General features: G+C 60.2%; 17 protein-coding genes. 3 read left to right on the top strand and 14 right to left on the bottom strand.

From position 1 onward, the window contains the following. Positions 1 to 6: 6 nt before the first annotated feature. From EP380_RS03240 to EP380_RS03190, 11 genes are all read right to left on the bottom strand, one after another. Entirely contained in the window at positions 7 to 1,518 is a 1,512-nt protein-coding gene (locus EP380_RS03240; RefSeq protein WP_127596522.1) for a hypothetical protein, read from the bottom strand. A gap of 27 nt (positions 1,519 to 1,545) precedes the next feature. Beyond that, entirely contained in the window at positions 1,546 to 2,631 is a 1,086-nt protein-coding gene (locus EP380_RS03235; RefSeq protein WP_420845833.1) for a glycosyltransferase, read from the bottom strand. Between the two features lie 19 nt (positions 2,632 to 2,650). Beyond that, on the bottom strand, positions 2,651 to 3,895 hold the full coding sequence (locus tag EP380_RS03230) for a polysaccharide biosynthesis protein (protein ID WP_127596516.1): 1,245 nt from the start codon (positions 3,893 to 3,895) through the stop codon (positions 2,651 to 2,653). Positions 3,896 to 4,068: 173 nt separating this feature from the next. Then, positions 4,069 to 5,265 carry a Gfo/Idh/MocA family protein gene (locus tag EP380_RS03225; RefSeq protein ID WP_127596512.1) on the bottom strand — a complete coding sequence of 399 codons (1,197 nt, stop codon included), beginning with the start codon at positions 5,263 to 5,265 and terminating at the stop codon, positions 4,069 to 4,071. 24 nt (positions 5,266 to 5,289) lie between these two features. After that, positions 5,290 to 7,152, bottom strand: coding sequence for a heparinase II/III domain-containing protein (locus tag EP380_RS03220; RefSeq protein WP_164749734.1), 1,863 nt, complete (start codon positions 7,150 to 7,152; stop codon positions 5,290 to 5,292). An 87-nt stretch (positions 7,153 to 7,239) separates the two neighbouring features. Continuing rightward, positions 7,240 to 9,366 carry a bi-domain-containing oxidoreductase gene (locus tag EP380_RS03215; protein ID WP_127596506.1) on the bottom strand — a complete coding sequence of 709 codons (2,127 nt, stop codon included), beginning with the start codon at positions 9,364 to 9,366 and terminating at the stop codon, positions 7,240 to 7,242. Further along, complete coding sequence (gene wecC, locus EP380_RS03210; protein ID WP_127596503.1) at positions 9,363 to 10,628, bottom strand: UDP-N-acetyl-D-mannosamine dehydrogenase; 1,266 nt, start codon at positions 10,626 to 10,628, stop codon at positions 9,363 to 9,365. The genes EP380_RS03215 and wecC overlap by 4 nt, the downstream gene beginning before the upstream one ends. Beyond that, positions 10,625 to 11,746 carry a non-hydrolyzing UDP-N-acetylglucosamine 2-epimerase gene (wecB, locus tag EP380_RS03205; protein WP_106571201.1) on the bottom strand — a complete coding sequence of 374 codons (1,122 nt, stop codon included), beginning with the start codon at positions 11,744 to 11,746 and terminating at the stop codon, positions 10,625 to 10,627. The genes wecC and wecB overlap by 4 nt, the downstream gene beginning before the upstream one ends. Before the next feature lie 290 nt (positions 11,747 to 12,036). Continuing rightward, entirely contained in the window at positions 12,037 to 12,747 is a 711-nt protein-coding gene (locus EP380_RS03200) for a class I SAM-dependent methyltransferase (RefSeq protein WP_106571202.1), read from the bottom strand. Between the two features lie 16 nt (positions 12,748 to 12,763). After that, on the bottom strand, positions 12,764 to 14,065 hold the full coding sequence (locus EP380_RS03195; RefSeq protein ID WP_127596500.1) for a sugar transferase: 1,302 nt from the start codon (positions 14,063 to 14,065) through the stop codon (positions 12,764 to 12,766). Between the two features lie 387 nt (positions 14,066 to 14,452). Continuing rightward, entirely contained in the window at positions 14,453 to 15,058 is a 606-nt protein-coding gene (locus EP380_RS03190) for a biotin transporter BioY (protein WP_127596497.1), read from the bottom strand. A gap of 118 nt (positions 15,059 to 15,176) precedes the next feature. Here EP380_RS03190 and EP380_RS03185 point away from each other — a divergent pair, with 118 nt between their 5' ends. Beyond that, positions 15,177 to 16,082, top strand: a complete 906-nt coding sequence (locus EP380_RS03185; protein ID WP_106571205.1) for an MBL fold metallo-hydrolase — start codon at positions 15,177 to 15,179, stop codon at positions 16,080 to 16,082. 11 nt (positions 16,083 to 16,093) lie between these two features. Here EP380_RS03185 and EP380_RS03180 read toward each other — a convergent pair whose 3' ends face one another. After that, positions 16,094 to 16,864 (bottom strand): DUF1499 domain-containing protein, encoded by a 771-nt coding sequence (locus EP380_RS03180; RefSeq protein ID WP_127596494.1) that lies wholly within the window; start codon positions 16,862 to 16,864, stop codon positions 16,094 to 16,096. Positions 16,865 to 17,008: 144 nt separating this feature from the next. Further along, positions 17,009 to 18,637, bottom strand: coding sequence for a 3-(methylthio)propionyl-CoA ligase (locus EP380_RS03175; protein WP_127596491.1), 1,629 nt, complete (start codon positions 18,635 to 18,637; stop codon positions 17,009 to 17,011). A 176-nt stretch (positions 18,638 to 18,813) separates the two neighbouring features. Here EP380_RS03175 and EP380_RS03170 point away from each other — a divergent pair, with 176 nt between their 5' ends. After that, positions 18,814 to 19,185: a hypothetical protein gene (locus EP380_RS03170; protein WP_127596488.1), complete on the top strand. Its 372-nt coding sequence runs from the start codon at positions 18,814 to 18,816 to the stop codon at positions 19,183 to 19,185. 27 nt (positions 19,186 to 19,212) lie between these two features. On the opposite strand, the gene EP380_RS03165 is transcribed toward EP380_RS03170, so the two are convergent. Next, the gene (locus EP380_RS03165; RefSeq protein ID WP_127596485.1) at positions 19,213 to 19,623 is read right to left on the bottom strand and encodes a MerR family transcriptional regulator; all 411 of its coding nucleotides are present in this window, start codon (positions 19,621 to 19,623) and stop codon (positions 19,213 to 19,215) included. 72 nt (positions 19,624 to 19,695) lie between these two features. On the opposite strand from EP380_RS03165, the gene EP380_RS03160 reads away from it, so the two are divergent. Further along, complete coding sequence (locus EP380_RS03160; RefSeq protein WP_127596482.1) at positions 19,696 to 20,391, top strand: cation efflux transmembrane domain-containing protein; 696 nt, start codon at positions 19,696 to 19,698, stop codon at positions 20,389 to 20,391. Positions 20,392 to 20,427 lie beyond the last annotated feature (36 nt).

Below are 20,427 nucleotides of genomic sequence, written 5' to 3'. Positions count from 1 at the left end.
ATAAATTCACTTCAAAGTTGAAGGATACAATCCAAAATAACCAATTACTTTTGATTTTAACAGGGTTATATATATTATAATAGAAATAGTCACAGCGCCTCCATATAGCAAAATTAGAAACGGAGAATACATCAACGGTATAGAGAAAAACAAAAATATCTTATTTCCTATAAAGATCGGAGAATTTCCAAACGTAAGAATCTTTTCCGTTGCGGCGAAAGCCAACGCGAACAGAGCTGGAAATACTGCAACACCACCCCAACCCCAATTGTGATAGATATCTACAGCCAATGCCATTGGGGAATTACCGGCCTGCCCGCCTCGATTCGCCTCCGACAAAACATTGGACAGTTGTTTTTGCGTCCCTGGCTTCACGCCGCCTAGATCAGTAACCCAACCCTCACCATAGGTTGGAGCATCCAAAGCCCAAAATTCGTACGAGATACTGTTTTCTCGAGGCACGGCGATGATTGCCCTATGAACAAGCGCGACGATAACTGCAATCGGTTTCGGAAGCTGATAGGAGTCAGAAGTTGGGCTCTGCACCAGATCAGTCTCCGTGTCGGCAGGCGCCGAGACAGGCGCATCGACACTAGCTTCCGAAGGCCCGGTATCCGCCAATTTGCCATTAGCTAAATTCCTCTGACCTGTTTTTTCGGACTGAGGAACACTCATCCTCGTTTCCGTATTCCTGGCAGGAGCTACATCGGGCGAGAGCGCCATATCCAAACGCCCGAGCATCACGGTCAAGAACACCATTCCAGCGACGGACGTCACCCCCATTGAGCCGGAAAGAAGCAGAGAAAACCGTGCACCTCGCCCTCTGGAGAAGAAATCTACAATGACAGCGGCCAATATGCACAGAAAAAACTGTAAAAAAACCAATCTTTGGCCAGAAAGAAACCCAGAGACGGCAACAAAAAAGAATGACACAAATAGGATTACATTAATAGTTCTCCCAAATCTAAAAATTATTACAGAAATCAATAAAATTGGAAATAAAATATCTCTAATCTGCTTTATATATCCAGGATAGAAATAGCCATACTCCCCACTAGACATGGCAACACGAGCTGGCGTAAGCGATATTTCATTCAAAATTATAGATCTGTAATAAAGATCAAAAATATCTTCATTGAAATATATAGAAAACATAAAAGCTATACTTACAACGATGCATAGCAAAAGCCCGCAAATTACAGCAAATCGTTCACCACTGCCGATAGAAATCTGACGGATTCGCTCCGCGAGGGAAAGATCGACAGCCCCGCCCAACAGCGTACGCGCCGAAACAGAGGCACCAAGCGTACCCGAGATGCCTGCCAAAAGCCCGATATGAGCAACTTCAGACGAATACTCTATCGCCTCGACCCAAACCACGACAGATCCAGCAGCAAACAAAAAAACACCGATTACAAACGAGTCTAGCAGCGGAAGGCCAAAATTCCGTATCGACGGTCGCCACATTAGGTATAGAATCAAAACAAAAGCATACAAAAAGCTCAAAATATAAATCATTCAACAACCCCTTCGCCTGTCCCGCCCCTATATACCCTTACACCCCAGAAGAAATGCCTTTGAATCGGACTTTACCTTTTCCCACGAGTACACCTCTTCATAATAAAGACGCGCTTCGGCGCACGCATCATAATATGTGTTGGGGGCCGCGACCATGTCACGCAACCGATCGGCGGCCAAGCCAGCGTCCTTGTAGCTGGTGTTGATGACGCAATTTAGACCGGTCATTGCCTTCGCGACTTCGAGTTCTTCATTCATCAATACGGGCCGCCCAATTGCCATCGCTTCAGCCAGCTTGTTAGAGGCCGCGAATCTGTTGATTTCGCGGCTCGGATCATAGAGAACCGGCACGAAGTGACACCTCCGGGTTTCCTCGATGACATCGCTTGATCTGAGAAAACCCAAGAAGGTTGCCGTTTTGCAGCGCTCAATCTCGGCGACTATGTCTTGCGAGCCTTCGCCTGCGATCCGAACGTCAAAATCCGGCTCCTTTGAAAGCTGGAGAAGCGCGGTCAACCCTCTTTGGCGATCAAGCCAGCCGCCATAAAAGATGCGTATCCTGGTATTTTCCAACGGCGGGGGAGGCGCCTGTTCGTTTTCGGCAGGAACGTTCGGGATCACGCGAACCCTTGAACGGCACCAAGTCGGCAACGCCGCTCGCCGGAATTCCTCTGGCACCGTAGCGCCATCTGACAAAACTACAGCAATTCCTTCAACGACATTCAACAATTTCTTGATGATTGACGGCAATGCATAGCGCTGAGCCAAGTTGTCGTGAATATTGTAAACTAACCGACATTTGCTCGTCATCCTGTAGAGGTACGACGCGGGGAAAGTCTCAATATCAGAAGCATGAACGACCCGTGGTCGTTCCAAACGAAGCTGCCGAAAGAAACCTCGATTGCAGGAGGCTAGCGCACGAAGATAAAGCCATGGCCGCTTTCCGTTCAGAAGCGGAAAGGGCGATCCGACACGGGTTATTGAAAATCCTTCCCATTCGTCGTGCAACGGCAAATTGCGATCACGATAGGCCCCGACGAACTTTGCTTCCAGCCCGGCATCCCTAGCCACCGCCATCATCCGCGTTACCCGAGGAACCGGTCGACTCGCCATTCGAAGAAATACTGCAACCTCACGAAGCTTCTTCACGTGCACCACGATATATAGGGTCCTTCTGAACGAAGTAACTTAGCACGAGGGCGCTCACAGCCATACACGCACCACTAGCCACCAAATACAATTCAATCGAAAACCCCATAAAATAAACAACAATCATATAAGAAATAAGCACACTAAATATCGATACGAGAGGCTCTAGCCATACAAATTTTGTAATCTTAAAAATATTTGTCATGTTCATACCAAACATAAAAATTACTGCAGACAAAATTATGCGCCTAACCTCTAATTTATAATCAGAATACTCAAAACTGAACAGAATGGAAACAATTTTCGGCATAATTGCATATCCCGCAACAACAAGTATTATTAAAATCGATACAGACTCCATAATAAACATTATATGCTTGGCGCCAAATTGCGACTCGTGGGACAATTTGGGAAACCAACGCAGCCAGGATGACAGGAAAATCATCCCGAGTATCGTGCAAAACGAAAGCGTTACACCCACCACGCCCAACATATCTCCGGCAAAAAGATGATCCGCAAGGATACGTGGCGAATTACTCGTAAAAGCCACAACTAGATAACTTACTGCGAACCAGCTAGCGCCTCGAGTTAAATTAGCAGAACGCCGAATTTGTCCGACTCCAACTCTAAAAGAGCGGTCTCCCCACGCGTTTCGATAAAGCCAATACCATGTAAACACACATGACAGGCTGGCACCAACCAAGAGATACACGATTATATCGCCTGCTAAAAAGTAGATGAATGCCACCGGAACAATAGTGGCAATCAGCTTAACGGTGTTAACGCAGGCGTATCGTCGCATTGCCTGATCGCTGGGCAGTCTGTGGATATCTATTCCCCAACTCATCTCGACCGCAGCATCTGCAAGCCGCATTATGACAACGAGGGTCACGAGCTCGGTCGGGATACTCAGAAAAGGCGACGCGGCGATGTAGGCGAGTGACACCAAGCCGGCCGAAAAGGCGCGCGTAATCAGAAAGTCGCGAGTATCAAACCGCTGGAGCTTCTCCACCACAACAAAAGCAGCAAGCCCAAGCGAAGCGGCAGTAAAGATGACCGCTGCGATGCCCGCGGCGACCACAAACTTGCCCGCTGGTTCCAGACCGACCTGATGCGAGATGATCATCGTCACCAGCACCACCGGCGCTGCCGCCGCAAGCTGACCGGCAACGCCGAACACATGATGCTCAGCCCAACGGATCAGGGAGGTGATCGAGCGTCCGCTCATCTTGGCTTCTCCGCCCTTCTCGCGCGCGTTGCACTTGCCTCCTGCAATTGCCTAACACATTGCACCAACAGACATTGCTCCCTTCGTATCGGCGTACAATGCAACACCTCACCGACACACATGGATTTGACAATATCGATATCGATCAAAGGCAGTTCCGTACCAATGCGTGTTTAGGCGCTTCGACGTTCTCGACTATCGATGGCCTCGATTTTGTCGGCATCAACAACGACCGGAGTTCGCAGATCCACGGCTTCCTTGACACCAAGGAACAATTTTGCCGTGGCACGGCTGTAGTCCAGCGATGTTGCCTTGGACCGGTCACCATCGCGCACAGCGTCATAGCTGTTTATTACGTTTGCTCGGTGGCCATGATCGCGAAAAAAGCTGGAGTATGTCGCTTTCTTTTCAACCCGATCCAGCCGTAATGTCTTGAAATCACTGAGCGTGAGCAAAACATCCCCCCGGTGAGCGTTGAGCGTTTCCCTAACACCTTCGAACGTATGCCCCTTGGCGGAAAAAGTGATGCCGGCGACCGACCCGTCGTCGAACAGAATCGAAATTGCGAAATCCGATTTGGCGTTTGGGGCGGCAATAGCGGTTATTGTGCACGGAAACGCCTTTTCGTGCCCGACCATTTCGAGGGTCAGGTCGGTCCAATGGCATAAATTGCCCAGAATGCGGCCGCCTTCTTCCTCAGAGAAATACCAATGATCGTCGGGAATGCTGTGGCCGGCCAAGAACCAATTCACCATCAGCGGACCGTCCTCTTTGGTCAGCGCGTCGCGAGCACGCTCGAACAATTTGCTGCGCGGCCGGTTGAAGCCCAGAAAGATCATGCATTGCGGATTTCGGCGTTGTGCCTCCGAAAGCCGTTTCAGTTGGTCCTCCGAAATAACCTGCGGTTTTTCGATGTGGACATGCTTGCCCGCGTCGAGACACGCAATAGCATACTCGGCGTGAGAGGCATGGTTCGACGCGATATACACGAGCCGGATCGCCTCGTCCTCAATGAGCCTGCGCGGGTCTTCGGCCGCGTAAGCTCCGCCGAAGAACGCGCAAAGCGACCGTGCCTGGGGCTTTGCGATATCGTGGGTCGCACGCAGGAACCGGCTGTTTTCCTTGCCCAGATAGTAGGCGATATTGGAAAAAGAGAAATTCCCGCAGCCGATGATCCCCACCCAACGATCTGGATGGTCGGGATCCTTGCAGGCCGGATTAACCCATTCCGTACCATCGAAATCGACCTTGCTGGCCATGTGGTATTGGCCGCGTACCTTGATCAAGGTACGGCGCGGACCGTAAAGTCTATTGTAACGCAAGACTTTCTTGATCTTGAAGAAGATCGACTGATTGAGATCGCTGTGCATGGGTTTAAGCTTCCTTGGCAGCGTTTATTCGCTTGATCCGATTTCACCAAATCCGAGGCGAAAACGGCTAACAAGCCGGCAATCTTGCGAAGCCGGGACTAAGAAACGGACGCCGCGACATTTCTCTGTCCGGCCATAGTTCGGATGGAACTCAAACTCAAACATTTCCGTCTCGAATTCAGCGCTGTCGACCATCAAACTTTGGAGCGCGGTGTCCCCGCAAAAACGGATCACACCGCGATCTTCCGATTTTGGAATTATTCCCGGTCCGAAGTGCCAGTTCAGCTCGGTCTCTATGTCACTCGACCAAGTATCACAGACTTCGATTTCTACGCCCTGACCGAGCGTGACAGCACGCACTTGCCGGCGAATTTCGCGGATTTCACCCACCTCACGGATTGCGCCGTTAAAGGAAGGACACTTACCATCCTCTTCGAGGCCAGTGTCATAACAATATGGCGCGCCACGCATCGACAGATAGATCGAACCAGGTCGACCATCATAACGCCTACCGCCGCGCGGCTGAACGAGATTGTGCGCACCGGAAAAAATGAACGATTCCCTCAGCGCGGGGTCAAGTGTGTATGAATGACAACCGCGGTCGACAACAATATCTCGTTCGCGGTACCGGAGCCAAATCGAAAGCGCATCATCGTGGTCGTGCGAGGCACGTCCCTTTAGCCCTTGAGCACCTACCCGCATAACCGCAGTCGCCCCGCCGAGGCCCAAGCGGAGGAAGCCGCTCTTCTCACCGACCAACGGGACATCGTCTGCTTCATCGAGAAATGTTTCACGCCCGGCGATCGCCTGCAACCAGATCAGAAGATCATCCTGACTAGGGACGCCGTCCTGTCCTCCCAGGCTAGCAAGTGCAGAAAAATCACGCGGGGAAGTCCCGAACTCCAACACTTTACCACCATCGCAATCACCGAAAATCGGCAGGATCCAGTCCATTCCGCTCACGAACTCGGCGAAGCGAACCGCGCGCGCGAACACGTCCCGCAATCGGGGCGACAATGTTCCCACGGTTGCAATTTGAACGGCGGCCACTATCGCCACCATATCCAGACATAGTCGGTGATAGACCGGTGCACGTTCCAGATGACTGCCGTCGACCTCGAATTGCCTGTCGGCTTCAAGTGCGAAGTCCTCCACACGCTGCAGAAATTCCGCGCCGGGAGCTAACACAGAAGACAAGACAGCAGTGCCCATCAGATTGGCAAGATAGTGATTGCCATTCACGTCGCTGGTTTCGGGAAAACGCAGAATGAACCGATAATGATCGTCTAGAAGCCGGATAAACCGTCCGCGAAACGCTTCGTCAAGTCGATCATATATAACAGCACCCGCCACCAGAAGATTGACCGCACGGATTGCTACTTCCATTGCCACGGTCCAGTTGACACCCCAGCCAGGCGGATTGGCTTCCGTCCAGTCGTCAACAAGCGTCTCGAACAGACGTACATAAGGATCGGAGTCTTCCGGATCGAGGAGTGCGCCTTCAGCCAACCACAACGTGTACTGGAAACGCGACAGCTCCCAAGGAACCTTGACATCGCTGCGAATTTCGGACGCGACGAAATCCACCTGCGGAAAATAGGATAGCGGCCATTGATGGCCATGGAACCCATCGCGCCACCAGCCCTCACCCGTTGGAATGTCGAGCTCGCCGAAGCCGAGCACACCCCATTTGCGGTTGAGCGCGCTCGTAGCACGCTTTCGCATCCGTTCCTTTAAGGCGGCGTCAGGATCGATACGGCGGCTGAGTTCAGCCCGAAGCGCGGCGCCCATGGATGCCAAAGCGCCATCGTTCAGCCTCCCTGGTCGCGCCCCCGAGCGGGCCAAGACATAGGCCGGAAAGTAAGCGTAGGGCTTGAGCTTGTGCAATATCCGCCGCCCTACGACCGTGGGGCCGGCTTCAAGCGCGCGTCTGAGTATATATCCGGCCCTACTCATTCCAAACTACGCGCGCATCTAAAGCGCGATCTGCTTTTCGACTTCAAAGCTGATGCGCGTGGCAAAAATCTGGTCTTCCAGCGAAATCGGCCAGGCCGCGCCCTTGCGCAGCGTTTCGGCCAGCGCGGCCAGCTCTTCCTGCTGGCCCTTCTGCATGGTGGTGCCCTTCCAGCCGCCGCTGCCGCCGACGACCGTAAGCTGCTTGTAGTCGTCGAGCGTCAGCACCTTGCCGTCGACAAAGATGTCGGCGCGCTCCTTGGCGTAGCTCTTGGAGCCCATCGCGGTATAGGTGAGCGTGCACACCGAGCCGTCGGCATAGCGTACGGTGGCGTTGAAATTGTCGTTGCGCAGCCAGTATTTGGATTCCGGCACGATCGACATGGCGTTGACCTCGACCGGGGTCGAGCCGGTCAGGGCGTTGAACAGATCGTAGATGTGGCAGCCCTCGCCGATATTGCGGCCGCCGCCCTGGGGACCGTGCACCCAATGGTCGGCGGGAATGTAACCGGCGTTCATGCGGTAATTGACGATCATCGGCGAGGTGCGGTTGGCCAGCACCTTCTGCGCCGCCACGACCGCGGGGGAAAAGCGCCGGTTGAAGCCGGTCATCAGCACCGGCCCGTTCGGGTTGTCGCGGTAAAACGCCTCGATCTCGGCCAGTTCGGCCTCGTTCATGGCCAGCGGTTTTTCCACGAACACGTGCTTGCCGGCCCTGAGCGCGTCGAGCGTCATGCCGGCATGCAAATCATGGCGCGTGGCGATCAGCACGAGATCGATGTCGGGATCGTCGAGCACGGTCTTGAAATCGGTGGCGGCGTTGGGCGCGCCGAAGCGCTCGGCGGCCGAACGCGCCGACAGGCCGGTGCGGCTGACGATGGTGCGCAGATCGTAGCTGTCCTTCAGCTTCTGCAGATTGGGCAGGTGCATGCCCTGCGCGAAGCCGCCGGCGCCGACCAGGGCGAGCTTGATGCGCCCGTCGGCGGGCGCGGGCGGCGCGATCTGCAGCGCCGGCCTGGTCGCTTCCGCGCGCTCGGGATAGGTCAGCATGACCAGGAGCGGTTTTTGCCCGGTGCCGCGCAGCGCGGCATAGGCGTCCTCGGCCCGGTCGATCGGAAACGGCTCCTTAAGCATGTTGGCCAGGCTGATGCGGCCGCGCGCCAGGAGGCGCAAAAACTCCTCCATGTTGCGGTTTTCGGTCCAGCGCACATAGGCGATCGGATAGTCCGCGCCCTCCTCTTCGTAGACCGGGTCGTAGCGGCCGGGTCCGTAGGAGGTGGAGATGAAGAAATCGAGTTCCTTGGCGTAGATGTCGGACCGGGCGATGTTGAGCCCGACATCGCCGACCACGACGACACGCGCCTTGCGCCGGCAGGCCTGGAAGGACTGGGCCAGAATCTCGCTGCTGGGCGAGGCGGCGGTGATGATCACGGCATCGGCGCCGTGGCCGTCGGTGAGCTTGACGATGCGCTCGACGATGTCGCCGTCCTTGGGATTGAGACCGACATCCATGCCGTTGGCACGCGCGATCTCGATGCGGTTTTCGTCGATGTCGGTGCCGATCACCCGGCAGCCGCTGGCCGTCAGGAGCTGGGCGGTGAGCTGGCCGAGAATGCCGAGGCCGATCACGACGACGGTCTCGCCCAGCGTCGGGTTGGTGCGGCGCACGCCCTGCATGGCGATGGCGCCGAGCGTCACGGTGGCGGCGGCCTCGTAATCGAGCCCGTCGGGCACGGGCACGGTCAGGTTGACCGGCACGTCGACGACTTCGGCGTGATTGGCGATGCCCGCGCCGGCGCAGGCGACACGATCGCCGACCTTGATGCCGGTGACCTCGCTGCCGACCTCGATCACCTCGCCGGCGGCTGAGTAGCCGGTCGGCAGGCCGGCATCGAGCTTGCCCTTGATCTGCTTGTAGACCCGGGCAAAACCCTGGTCCTTCATCAATTGCAGCGCCTTCTTGACGTGATGCGGCTGTTTCAGCGCACGGCGATAAAGCGGCAGGCCCGACATCTTGATGCCGGCCATCTCGGTGCCGACGGAAATGCAGGACGACTTGACCTGGATCAGGACGTTCTTAGGCCCGACTGTCGGTGCAGGAACCTCCTGCAGAAAAACATTGCCCGAACGCACCAATAATTGCTTCACGACCAGATACCTCGCGTGTCGATCACGGTCCTGCCGGCGAGCTCGTCCCGCGCGATCGTTTGATAAAGACGGTGGTTGACCAGCATCACCACCACGTCGGCTTCGCGCACCGCCTCGTGCATGTCGGCGGTCAGCCGCACGCCGGCGCCGTTGGCCAGCGAGGCCGGCAAGTGCTCGATATGCGGCTCGGAGACGACGACGTCGCAATCGCCACGCGCGGCCACCGCCTCGGCGATCTGCAGGGCCGGGCTTTCGCGCAGATCGTCGACATCCGGCTTGAAGGCCAGGCCCAGAAGACCGACCACCGGCCGCCTTTTGCCGGAAGCCTTGTCGGCGACGGCGGCGGCGATCTTGTCGAGCACGTATTTCGGCTTGCCGTCATTGACTTCGCGCGCGGTGCGGATCAGGCGCGTTTCGTCGGGCGCGGCCTCGACGATGAACCAGGGGTCGACGGCGATACAGTGCCCGCCGACGCCGGGGCCGGGCTGAAGAATGTTGACGCGCGGATGATGGTTGGCGAGCTTGACGAGTTCCCACACATTGATGTCGAGCTTTTCGCAGACGATCGACAATTCGTTGGCAAAGGCGATGTTGACGTCGCGAAAGGCGTTTTCCGTCAGCTTGCACATTTCTGCGGTGCGGGCGTTGGTGCGCAACAATTCTCCGCTGCAGAAAATGCGGTAGAGATCCTCGGCAAGGGCCGCGCAGGCTTGCGTCATGCCGCCCACGACCCGGCTGTTTTCGACCAGCTCGGTCAGAACCCGGCCGGGCAGCACCCGCTCGGGACAATAGGCAACGTGCACGTCGCAGCCCTCGACACCGGGTTGGGCGATCTTGAGGTCGGGCCGCAATTCGGCAAGAAGGGCGGCCATTTTGTCGGTGGTGCCGGGCGGCGAGGTCGATTCCAGGACCACCAGATTGCCCGCGACGAGGCATGGCGCGATCGAGCGCGCGGCCTTCCAGACATAGTCGAGATCGGCCTTGCCGTCGTGAAACGGGGTCGGCACCGCGATCATGTAGGCGTCGGCCGGCTCGGGCGCGGTGCTGGCGCGCAGGTGGCCCTGCTGCACGGCGTGGGCGGTCACCGCGTCCAGGTCGGGCTCAACGATGTGAATTTCGCCCTTGTTGATGCGCGCCACGACCTCCGGCTTGACGTCGACGCCGACCACCTCGACGCCGCGCGAGGCGATCACCGAGGCCGTTGGCAGGCCAATATAACCCAGACCAAGAACACAGACTTTCTTCAGGCGGGATTCGGTCATGCCTGTTCCTCGATGATTTTTCGGATACGTGCCGCGGCCATGCCGTCACCATAGGGGTTCATGGCCTGCGCCATGCGCTTATAGTGGTTGCGATCGCCAAGCAAGCGCCCCGCCTCGCCGGCGATCCTGTCGCGCGCGGTGCCGACCAGGACGACGGTGCCGGCATCCACCGCCTCGGGCCGCTCGGTGGTTTCGCGCATCACCAGGATCGGTTTGCCCAGCGACGGCGCCTCCTCCTGCACCCCGCCGGAATCGGTGATGATGATGTGCGAACGCTCCATCAGATAGACGAACGGCTCGTAGTCGAGCGGGTCGATCAGATGAACCGACGGCGTGTCCTTGAGCCAGCGCTCCACCGGTTCGCGCACGCTCGGATTGGGGTGGACCGGGTAGACGATCTGCACGTCATGCGCGGCGACGATATCGAGGAACGCCTGGCAGATATTGTCGAAGCCGGCGCCGAAATTCTCGCGCCGGTGCCCGGTCACGAGCACGATCGGCCGCTCGGGATCGAGGAAGTCGAACCGTTCGGCCAGCCGGGCCTGCCGCTCGGGCGAGCCCTTGATGCGCTCCACCGTTTCGAAAAGCGCGTCGATCACCGTGTTGCCGGTGACGTGGACATGGGCGTCCGGAACGCCCTCGGCAAGCAGGTTGCGCTTGGATTGCGGCGTGGGGGCGAAATGGAACCGGGTGGCAAGGGTCGCCACGCGCCGGTTCATCTCTTCCGGCCACGGCGCCCACAGCGAGCCCGAGCGCAGGCCGGCCTCGACATGGCCGACAGGCAATTTGCGATAGAAGGCGGCCAGCGACGCGGCCATGGTGGTGGTGGTGTCGCCATGCACGAGCACGATGTCGGGCCGCTCCTCGTCGAAAACCTCGCCGAGGCCGGTCAAGACCCGGGCGGTCACCTGATCGAGGGTCTGGTTGGGCCGCATGACGTCGAGGTCGCGGTGCGGCGCGATCTCGAACAGGTCGAGCACCTGGTCGAGCATCTGCCGGTGCTGGGCGGTGACGCATATGCGCACGTCGAGCAGGCTGCTGCGCGCCAGCTCCTTGGCCACCGGTGCCATCTTGATCGCTTCCGGCCGCGTCCCGAAGACGGCGAGAACTTTTTTCATGCGCTCGGTTTCCCGGTGTCGTCCGATCGCAGCACCCGACGATCAGCTGTTCGCCTCGGAAGGTGCTGCTCGCTTCCGTCCTCTAAGCCTGCAAGCGGTATGAGGTGCTCGATCGCGTGGCGGCGCGCCACGCGCGGCTGTTTAGACAATGGTGCTGTCCTTGTCCACCGTAAACCAGGTCTTACACCTGCGCGTTTCGCGCTGCTTGTCCCCCGACACACAACCAAACGCCCGGCTATACTTGCCGTTTCTGCGTACCGACAGATTTCGCTCCCGGCCTTTGCCACGGCCTAGCCCTTTTCCAGACTCCCCATCAGCAAAATACGGAATCGCTTCAGTGCATCGGCACTGTTGACGAGCCTTTCGTAAGCGATTCCGAAAACATAAGTCGCGGCCATCATCCGCAAATATTCCGGCCGGCCTTCGACCAGCCGGATATCCGGCTTGCCCAGCCCCACCCGCTTGCCGATCGCAGTGACGTCGGCGGGGGTGTTGGCCCGGTAGTGGGTGTGAAACGTGTCTTCCGACGCGCGCCCGCGCATACGATTGTAGAAGCGATGGAACGACAGCGGCGTCAGGCGCGCGATCAACGGCATATAATGGCTGCGATTGGGCGTCTTGAACAGAAAGCGGCCGCCGGGCTTGAGCACTCTGGCCACCTCGGCGAAGACACGGTCGGGGTCGGCGAGATGCTCGAGAACATTGTCGGCAAAAACGAGATCGAAGGAGCCGTCCGGCCAGGGTATCTCCTCCCCCAATCCGACCTTCGCCTCGTCGAGATAGGGATTGGTTTCCACGCGCGGATCGGGATCGAGGCCGCATATTCGGGCCGCCCGGCCGGAGAAATCCATCTCAGGCACGATACCCGCGCCCGCCCCCAGATCCAAGACCGAGAATTCCGGCCTTATGTTCTCCAGAATGAATTCCCGAAAAAGCTTATCGTCCCACGACTTCTCAAATTCCGGATAGTACTTTTTGTCAAAATAGTCCTTCATGGACATATTTTATCCCCTTATTCTATTTTGATCCATGTCCAGACAAAATAACCTTAATCGTCATAAAAAATATCATCACATCGAGCCAGAACGAAAAGTTCTTAATATAATAAAAGTCGTAATGAAGCTTCTTGTGAACATCGTTGACATCGGCGACATGGCCCTGATTGACCTGTGCCCAACCGGTAATTCCAGGCCGAACGATGTGGCGATAGCTGTAAAAAGGCAGCTCGGCATCGTACCAGGCCGACAGCACCGCTGCTTCGGGCCTGGGGCCGATCCAGCTCATTTCGCCTCTGAGGATATTGAGTATCTGCGGCAGTTCGTCGAGCCGGGTGCGGCGCAGGAACCGGCCGACCCGGGTAATGCGGTTGTCTCCGGCCCGGGTGATCGCACGATCGATCTCGGCCTTCTGGACCTGAGAGCCGGTTTCATCCTCTTCGGCGGCTGGGGCCGACGGCGCGGCCATCATCGTGCGGAACTTGAAAATCCGGAACGGCCTTTGCCGATACCCCTGGCGGCTTTGGCGAAACATCACCTCTCCGGGCGAATCCAACTTGATGGCGAGGGCGACCAGCAGGAAAACCGGCAGGAGCAGGATCAGGGAAATCGCCGCCAGCAGCCAGTCGACGATGATCTTGAATTCGAGATAGGCCTCGTTCGGGTTCAAGGAGCCAAGATTGTTTTCCGAAAGATGCTCGATCTCGACCTGGCCGGTCAGCGATTCCTCGATTTCCTTGACGTGAAAAACCGACGTGCCGGCCAGTGTCGCGTCGGCAATGAAGCGGGCCCATCGGTCGGAGAGGTCAATCCTGAGGTCGACGACCACACCATCGCAGCTCAACAGCGGCTGGTCGGGACTTTTCAGATAGGTCCAACTTGCATTGGGAATATCCTTCAACCGCTCGACGCGTCCGCCGGGAACGACCAAGAACTGCAGCATCTTCTTCGGCCGCAGCACGAACACCGAGAACATCATCCACGAAACCAGCAGGAAATAGCTCAGCGCCAGGATCGTGCGCGAATAGTCGAGACGGAAGAAAAACAGCACCAGGATGACGACGAGATAGGACGTCGTGTAGGTGGGCAAGATGAGATAGCCCGGACTGGCGCCCGGGACCGCCAACACACGCCGGTAAAGCAGCAACCCGCCAAACGCGGCGAGCGCGGTCCAGGCCAGCATGTTGAGATAAAACGGGGTCTGCGCCGAGGCGAACCGGAAATCAAGCCGCACAAGGATAGGGAACAGAACGCCGAGCAGGAGCGTGACGAGGATCTGTACGCGAAACGCGTGTACGAGACTTCTGCTGTTCGATCTGGCCATATATGTCTGTCACTCGCGCTAAGCGGCTCGCGGCTTACCCTTGCCGCCGAACCTCTTTGTCGAGATGCGATGTCATGACGAAACGCGACCAACACGCATCACCATGCTGGTCGCCTGTCCCCAGTGCCATCCCCCGACCGGCCACATGCCCCATCAGCCGGCGAGAAAACACCCTCACCCCGTATCGGGCTTTTTCCTAGTCGGTATTCAGCTCCAGTCAAGGTAATTCCGAAGAAGAGTTAAGATAACTTTCGGACGTTTTACCGCCGGCTAAATGACCGAAACGGCACTGTTCAATGTCAGCACCCGCCACTCTCACGGATTGCCACTGAGGCGGGCAACCGGAACCGTCGAGCGCCCCGGTGCCCCGTCGCTGGAAGAATGCGCCTAGCCGCGCCCGCCGCGCAGCCAGTCGGCGGCCATCCACAGCGCCGGCATGGCGCAGGCGGCCAGCGTGAGCTTGATCAGGTCCGGCACGATGAACGGCGCAACGCCGAACATCCAGGATTTTTCGGCGCCGATCAGGCCGGCGAGCCAGGCAAAGCCCATCGCCATCATCACCGTTTCGGCGACCAGCATGGCGCCGAACAGCTTGACCGGCGAGCGGTCCCAGCCGCGATCCGCCGCCCAGCCGACGATCGCGGCCATGGCCACGAAACCGGCGAGATAGCCGCCCGTGCTGCCGAGCATATAGGCGATGCCGATACCCTTTTCGGGCGTGCTTTGGAAAACCGGGAACCCCATCGCCCCTTCGGCCAGATAGACAAGCAGCGTGGCCACGCCGAGGCGCAGGCCGAACGTGGTGCCGATCAGAAGAATGGCCAGGGTCTGCAGCGACATGTCGACCGGTCCCAGAACGACCTTGGTCTTGGCCGACAGGGCCAAAAGCAGCGTTCCGGCAAAAACGATGGCGGCCTGAACGGCCAGCCGGCCGGCTCCCCGGTCGGGGATGGCAAATTCAATCAAGGGGCGCGACGCGATGGCAGCGGACATGAACTTCTCCAGTTTCCCTCGGCCCCGCGGGGCGTTCCGAACGGTTCCCCTATAAATTCATCCGTGATAAGCGGCAACAGTCAAACCGGTCGCCACGGCCCTTGCCCGCGAATTTCCAATGGCCATTGCATTCGATATGGACTTCGACCCGCTCTATGGCCAATCGGTGGCGGTCGCGCCCCTGGTGCGGCGGATCACGGTCAACAATCCCGGCCCGTACACGTTTCACGGCACCAACAGCTATCTGGTCGGCACCGACACGCTCGCCGTGATCGATCCCGGCCCCGACGACGAACGCCATTTCGAGGCGCTGCGTCGCGCGATCGCCGGCCGGCCCGTCAGCCACATCCTGGTCAGCCACACCCATCGCGACCACTCGCCGCTCGCCGCCCGGCTGCAGGCCGAGACCGGCGCGCTCGTGTGCGCGGAAGGCCCGCACAGGCCGGCCCGGGCGATGCGACTGGGCGAGGTCAACCCGCTGGAAGCCAGCGCCGACACCGATTTCAATCCGGACCTGGCGCTCGGCGACGGCGATATCGTCGCCGGGGACGGCTGGAGCCTGCGCACGGTGCTGACGCCCGGCCATGCCGCCAACCATGCCGCATTCGCGCTGGAGGGAACCGGCATCCTGTTTTCGGCCGACCATGTCATGGCCTGGGCAACGTCGGTGGTGGCACCGCCCGACGGCGCCATGGCCGATTATATGCGCTCCCTCGACACGCTGCTTGCGCGCGACGACCGGCTCTACCTGCCGGGCCACGGCGGCCCGGTGGTGGAGCCGGCCGCCTTCGTGCGGGCGCTGAAGGCGCACAGGAAAATGCGCGAGCGCGCGGTGCTCGAACGGCTCAGATCCGGCGACCGGACAATTGCCGAGATGGTGCGCGCCATCTATCGCGACACCGATCCCAGGCTGCACGGCGCGGCGGCGCTCTCGGTTCTGGCGCATCTGGAGGATATCGTCGCGCGCGGCGATGCCGCCGCCGACGGCGAGATCGGCCTGGACGCACGATACGCGCCCGCCTGAGCCTGCGCCCGTCAGCCCGGCGCGGCGGCGGCGACCATGGCGTCGAGATCGGCAAGAAAGCGGATGATGCGCAGGCCGTTGTCGCCCAGATCGTGGGCGCCGAAATGCGAGGCCGAGCGCATGTCGACGAAGGTCGTTTCGCCTTCGTCGGTGACGCGCACGGCGACATCGGCGGGAAGACGCAGCAGATAGGACCCGGCCAGCGCCTCGACCGTGACCTCGCGATCCTGCGGCCAGCGCCCCCGGCGCTCGATGACGGCCCAGCCACGGCGCGCCATCAGCTGCTGGACTATCTCCAGCACGCGGTCCGGCCCAAGCGGGTAGCGCCGCCCGTCGGCCTGGGGATAATGGTCCTCGATCAGCCGTGCCTGGATGGCGTTGATCGGGCCGATCGCGTTGGCGCGCGGATCGCGCAGGATCGCGGCCGCGCGGAAGCGGGGCGGATCGGCCAGATCGGTGGCCACGTCGGCCAGGCGCGGATAGTCGATCATGCGCCACAGCCCGGCCGCGAAGGGGGCAAGCGTGAGCGCGGCCAGGACGATCGCGGAAAAAAGCCGCCCGGCGCCGCTGCCGCCCTGTTCCCACAGGGCAACGAACCCGGCCACGGCAAGGCCGAGGCCGACCAGTGCCAGCAGACCGGCAAGGCCGAGCACCCATAAGAACGCGACCGTTTCCAGCGCCAGGTAACGATGGGCCAGTGCTGCCGTCAGGAACAGGACGAGCGCGAAAGACGCCAGCCTGGCCGACCAGCGCTTGGCCGGTGAATTTTGCTTCTCAAACACGCTGCACCAGAACCCGCGCCTTACGATTGCGCGTGGTCCTTAGAGGGTTTTCGGCGCCAAGGGAATGAGACAGCGCCGCCGTCCGCCAAAGATCGATGGCGTTTGGCGGCGAACGGCGCGCCCATCGGGTCCCCCGGCCGCGCGCTACGCGGTCGGCAGCCGGTAGTCGCGAAACTGCTCGCGCAGCGCCGTCTTCTGGATCTTGCCCGTCGCCGTATGCGGTATCTCGTCGACGAACGCCACATCGTCGGGCAGCCACCATTTGGCGCAGCGACCTTTCATGTAATCGAGGATCGCCTCGCGCGAGGCCTGCTTGCCGGGTTTTTTCACCACCACAAGCAGCGGGCGCTCGTCCCATTTGGGATGCGCGATCCCGATCACCGCCGCCTCGGCCACGTCGGGATGGCCGACAGCGAGGTTCTCCAGATCGATGGTGGAGATCCACTCGCCCCCCGACTTGATGACGTCCTTGGCCCGGTCGGTGATCTGCATGTAACCCTGCGGATCGATATGGGCGACGTCGCCGGTGTCGAACCAGCCGTCCTCGTCGAATTGCTCGGCCCCGTCGCCGCCGTAATAGGAGGCCGCGACCGCGGGACCGCGGACCTTGAGGCGGCCGAATTTCTTGCCGTCCCAGGGCAATTCGCGATTGTCGTCGTCGGTCACCTTCATTTCCACGCCGAAGGGCGCATGGCCCTGCTTTTCCTGCAGGTCGAGCAGCGCATCGCCCTCGAGACCGGCATAGGCCGGCTTGAGCGTGCCGAGCGAGCCCAGCGGCGACATTTCCGTCATGCCCCAGGCATGGATGACCTGGACGCCGTAATTGTCCTGGAATTTCTCGGTCATGGCACGCGGGCAGGCCGAGCCGCCGATGACGACCTTGTCGAGATGCGGCAGCGTCTTGCCGGTCTCTTCCAGATATTGCAGCAGCATCAGCCAGACCGTCGGCACGGCCGCGGTGAAGGTGACCTTTTCGGTATCCAGCAACTCGTAGATCGAGGCCCCGTCCATCTTGCCGCCCGGCATGACCAGCTTGGCGCCGATCATCGGTCCCGACTGGGCCAGTCCCCAGGCATTGGCATGGAACATCGGCACCACGGGCAGGATCGTATCGCGCGAGGAAATGCCCATCGCGTCCGGCAGACAGGCGATCATGGCATGCAAAACGTTGGAACGGTGGCTGTAGACCACGCCCTTGGGGTCGCCGGTCGTGCCCGACGTGTAGCACATACCGGCGGCCGTGTTCTCGTGGAAGTCGCGCCATTGGAAATCGCCGTCGGCCTCGGCCAGCCAGTCCTCGTAGGCAACCACGTCGCCAAGACCGGTTTCGGGCATATGGGCGCCGTCGGTCAGCACGATCACGCGCTTGAGCGAGGCGATCGACGGCGCGATCTTCTCCACCAGCGGCATGAAGGTCAGGTCGGTGAACAGGACCTTGTCCTCGGCATGGTTCATGATCCAGGCGATCTGCTCGGGAAAGAGCCGCGGGTTGAGCGTGTGATAGACCCCGCCCATGCCCATCGCGCCGTACCAGGCCTCCAGATGCCGGGCCGTGTTCCAGCCCAGCGTGGCGATCCGGTCGCCGGGCTTGCAGCCGTCGCGTTCCAGACGCTGCGCCACCTTGAGCGCACGCGCCCTGATCTCGGCATAGCTGGTGCGAACGATCGGCCCCTCGACGGAACGCGACACCACTTCGCGCGCGCCGTGCTGGCGTGCGGCATAGTCGAGAATCTTATGGCACAGCAGCGGCCATTGCTGCATCAATCCGAGCATCGCAGTCCTCCCAAACAACCGCCGTATTGTGACGCGGGCACCTTGCTTGTCCAGAGGGGTTGGGACCGGTGCGCAAAAAATGCGTGCCGGCGCGGCGACCGCGCCCGCCTTATTGCGGCCATCGTGGCCGCGAATGGTGCGGCAGGCGGGCCGGTGCGAGAAGTTGGAGTCTTCGCATGGATGCGCGCGACCTCGCCAGCCGATCCCCAGAGATGCCGCTCGAAGCGGTGGAATTCGAACTGGCGCTGAATTCACAGGATATCGCCGAAAGCGGCTTCGAGACCGCGCTGCGGCGCGCCGCCGAACGCGCGGACGGGTCGGTCCTGTTCCACATGCCGGCACTCGCCCAGCGCGACTGCCAGCGCGTCGCCGCCGTTTCGCTCGGCGCCGGCCACGACACCCACACCGTACTCGTGCTGCTCGGCCGTGACGGCGGGTCGGTGCGGATCGAAAACGCGCGCGACAGCGACAACCCGTTCGCCGGCATCGCGCTGTCCTATCGCGGTCTGCTGGACCTGTTCGGACCGGCCGGGGCGATCAACGGGTGAGCCGGCGCGCATGGCCGCCAACGCGGCTCAATGCTCGCCCTCGCACAGATCATGCTCGCCGAGCGCGCGCAGCACGTAGCACTCGCCGACCGTGTGCGCCTTGCAGGAGGCGATGCGCTCGAGTTCGGCTTCCAGCCGTTTCAGCCGGGCGATTTTTTCGCGGATCGTCGCCAGATGGGCCGAGGCGATGCGGTCGGCCTGGGCGCAGGGGCGCTGCGGATCGCCGGAAAGCGCGATCAGTTCGCGGATCGCCGGCACCGACACGCCCAGGTCGCGGGCGTGCCTGATGAACACCAGCCGGTCGAGCTCGTCGCGGCCGTAGCGGCGCTGATTGCCGTGCGAGCGCCCGGCCTGCTCGAGCAGGCCGATCTGTTCGTAATAACGAATGGTGGCGGCCTTCACGCCGGAGCGCCGCGCCATCTCCCCGATCGAAAACATCGAAAAAACCTCTTGAAGCTCTAGTCGCTCGAGATTGTAGGGTCGCCTTCGACACGCTTCAAGGAGACGATCATGAGCGCGGGCTGCGGCCATTCCCATACTTTCGACGGCATGTCCGACGACTTCAAGCGCCGCCTCTGGGCGGTGATCGCCATCAACGGCGCGATGTTCGCGGTGGAGATGACGGCCGGGCAGATGGCTGGCAGCCAGGCGCTAAAGGCCGACGCGCTCGACTTTTTCGCCGACGCGCTGACCTATGCGATTTCGCTCGCCGTGATCGGCGCCTCGCTGAAGGTGCGGGCCACGGCCGCGCTCGCCAAGGGCCTCAGCCTGTTCGTGATGGGGCTGTGGGTGTTCGCATCGACGGTGTGGCGCGTGCTTTATCTCGGCGTGCCGCAGGCCGAGATCATGGGCGCGATCGGCTTCCTGGCGCTGGCGGCCAATATCGTCAGCGTGGTTTTGCTGGTGCGCTACAAGGATGGCGATGCCAATGTCCGCTCGGTCTGGCTGTGCTCGCGCAACGACGCGATCGGCAATGTCGCGGTGATGGCGGCCGCGCTCGGCGTGTGGGGCACGACCAGCGGCTGGCCGGACGTGATCGTGGCCGGGCTGATGGCGGGCCTGTTCCTGTCGTCGTCCTTCCAGATCCTGCGCCAGGGATGGCGGGAATTCTCGGCCGGCGACACAATGCCGGTCGCTCACGACCACGCATCTCCGTGCGGGCACGGTCCCGGCTGCGACGCCCAAAAGCCCCAGGCCGGGCGCTGACCCCGGGCCGCCCACCGAATACGTGCGATGGGCGCG

It is taken from the genome of Nitratireductor alexandrii, from assembly GCF_004000215.1.
Taxonomy (GTDB): domain Bacteria; phylum Pseudomonadota; class Alphaproteobacteria; order Rhizobiales; family Rhizobiaceae; genus Mangrovimarina; species Mangrovimarina alexandrii.
This window is presented reverse-complemented; position numbering and strand designations above follow the sequence as displayed.

Bases quoted from the DNA above. Each gene is read 5' to 3' on its own strand.
- EP380_RS03200 (WP_106571202.1), bottom strand. From the start codon at position 12,747: ATGTCCATGAAGGACTATTTTGACAAAAAGTACTATCCGGAATTTGAG.
- wecB (WP_106571201.1), bottom strand. From the start codon at position 11,746: ATGAAAAAAGTTCTCGCCGTCTTCGGGACGCGGCCGGAAGCGATCAAG.
- EP380_RS03225 (WP_127596512.1), bottom strand. From the start codon at position 5,265: ATGCACAGCGATCTCAATCAGTCGATCTTCTTCAAGATCAAGAAAGTC.
- EP380_RS03165 (WP_127596485.1), bottom strand. From the start codon at position 19,623: ATGTTTTCGATCGGGGAGATGGCGCGGCGCTCCGGCGTGAAGGCCGCC.
- EP380_RS03230 (WP_127596516.1), bottom strand. From the start codon at position 3,895: ATGAGCGGACGCTCGATCACCTCCCTGATCCGTTGGGCTGAGCATCAT.
- EP380_RS03185 (WP_106571205.1), top strand. From the start codon at position 15,177: ATGGCCATTGCATTCGATATGGACTTCGACCCGCTCTATGGCCAATCG.
- wecC (WP_127596503.1), bottom strand. From the start codon at position 10,628: ATGACCGAATCCCGCCTGAAGAAAGTCTGTGTTCTTGGTCTGGGTTAT.
- EP380_RS03170 (WP_127596488.1), top strand. From the start codon at position 18,814: ATGGATGCGCGCGACCTCGCCAGCCGATCCCCAGAGATGCCGCTCGAA.
- EP380_RS03190 (WP_127596497.1), bottom strand. From the start codon at position 15,058: ATGTCCGCTGCCATCGCGTCGCGCCCCTTGATTGAATTTGCCATCCCC.
- EP380_RS03160 (WP_127596482.1), top strand. From the start codon at position 19,696: ATGAGCGCGGGCTGCGGCCATTCCCATACTTTCGACGGCATGTCCGAC.
- EP380_RS03175 (WP_127596491.1), bottom strand. From the start codon at position 18,637: ATGCTCGGATTGATGCAGCAATGGCCGCTGCTGTGCCATAAGATTCTC.
- EP380_RS03235 (WP_420845833.1), bottom strand. From the start codon at position 2,631: ATGGCGAGTCGACCGGTTCCTCGGGTAACGCGGATGATGGCGGTGGCT.
- EP380_RS03240 (WP_127596522.1), bottom strand. From the start codon at position 1,518: ATGATTTATATTTTGAGCTTTTTGTATGCTTTTGTTTTGATTCTATAC.
- EP380_RS03195 (WP_127596500.1), bottom strand. From the start codon at position 14,065: ATGGCCAGATCGAACAGCAGAAGTCTCGTACACGCGTTTCGCGTACAG.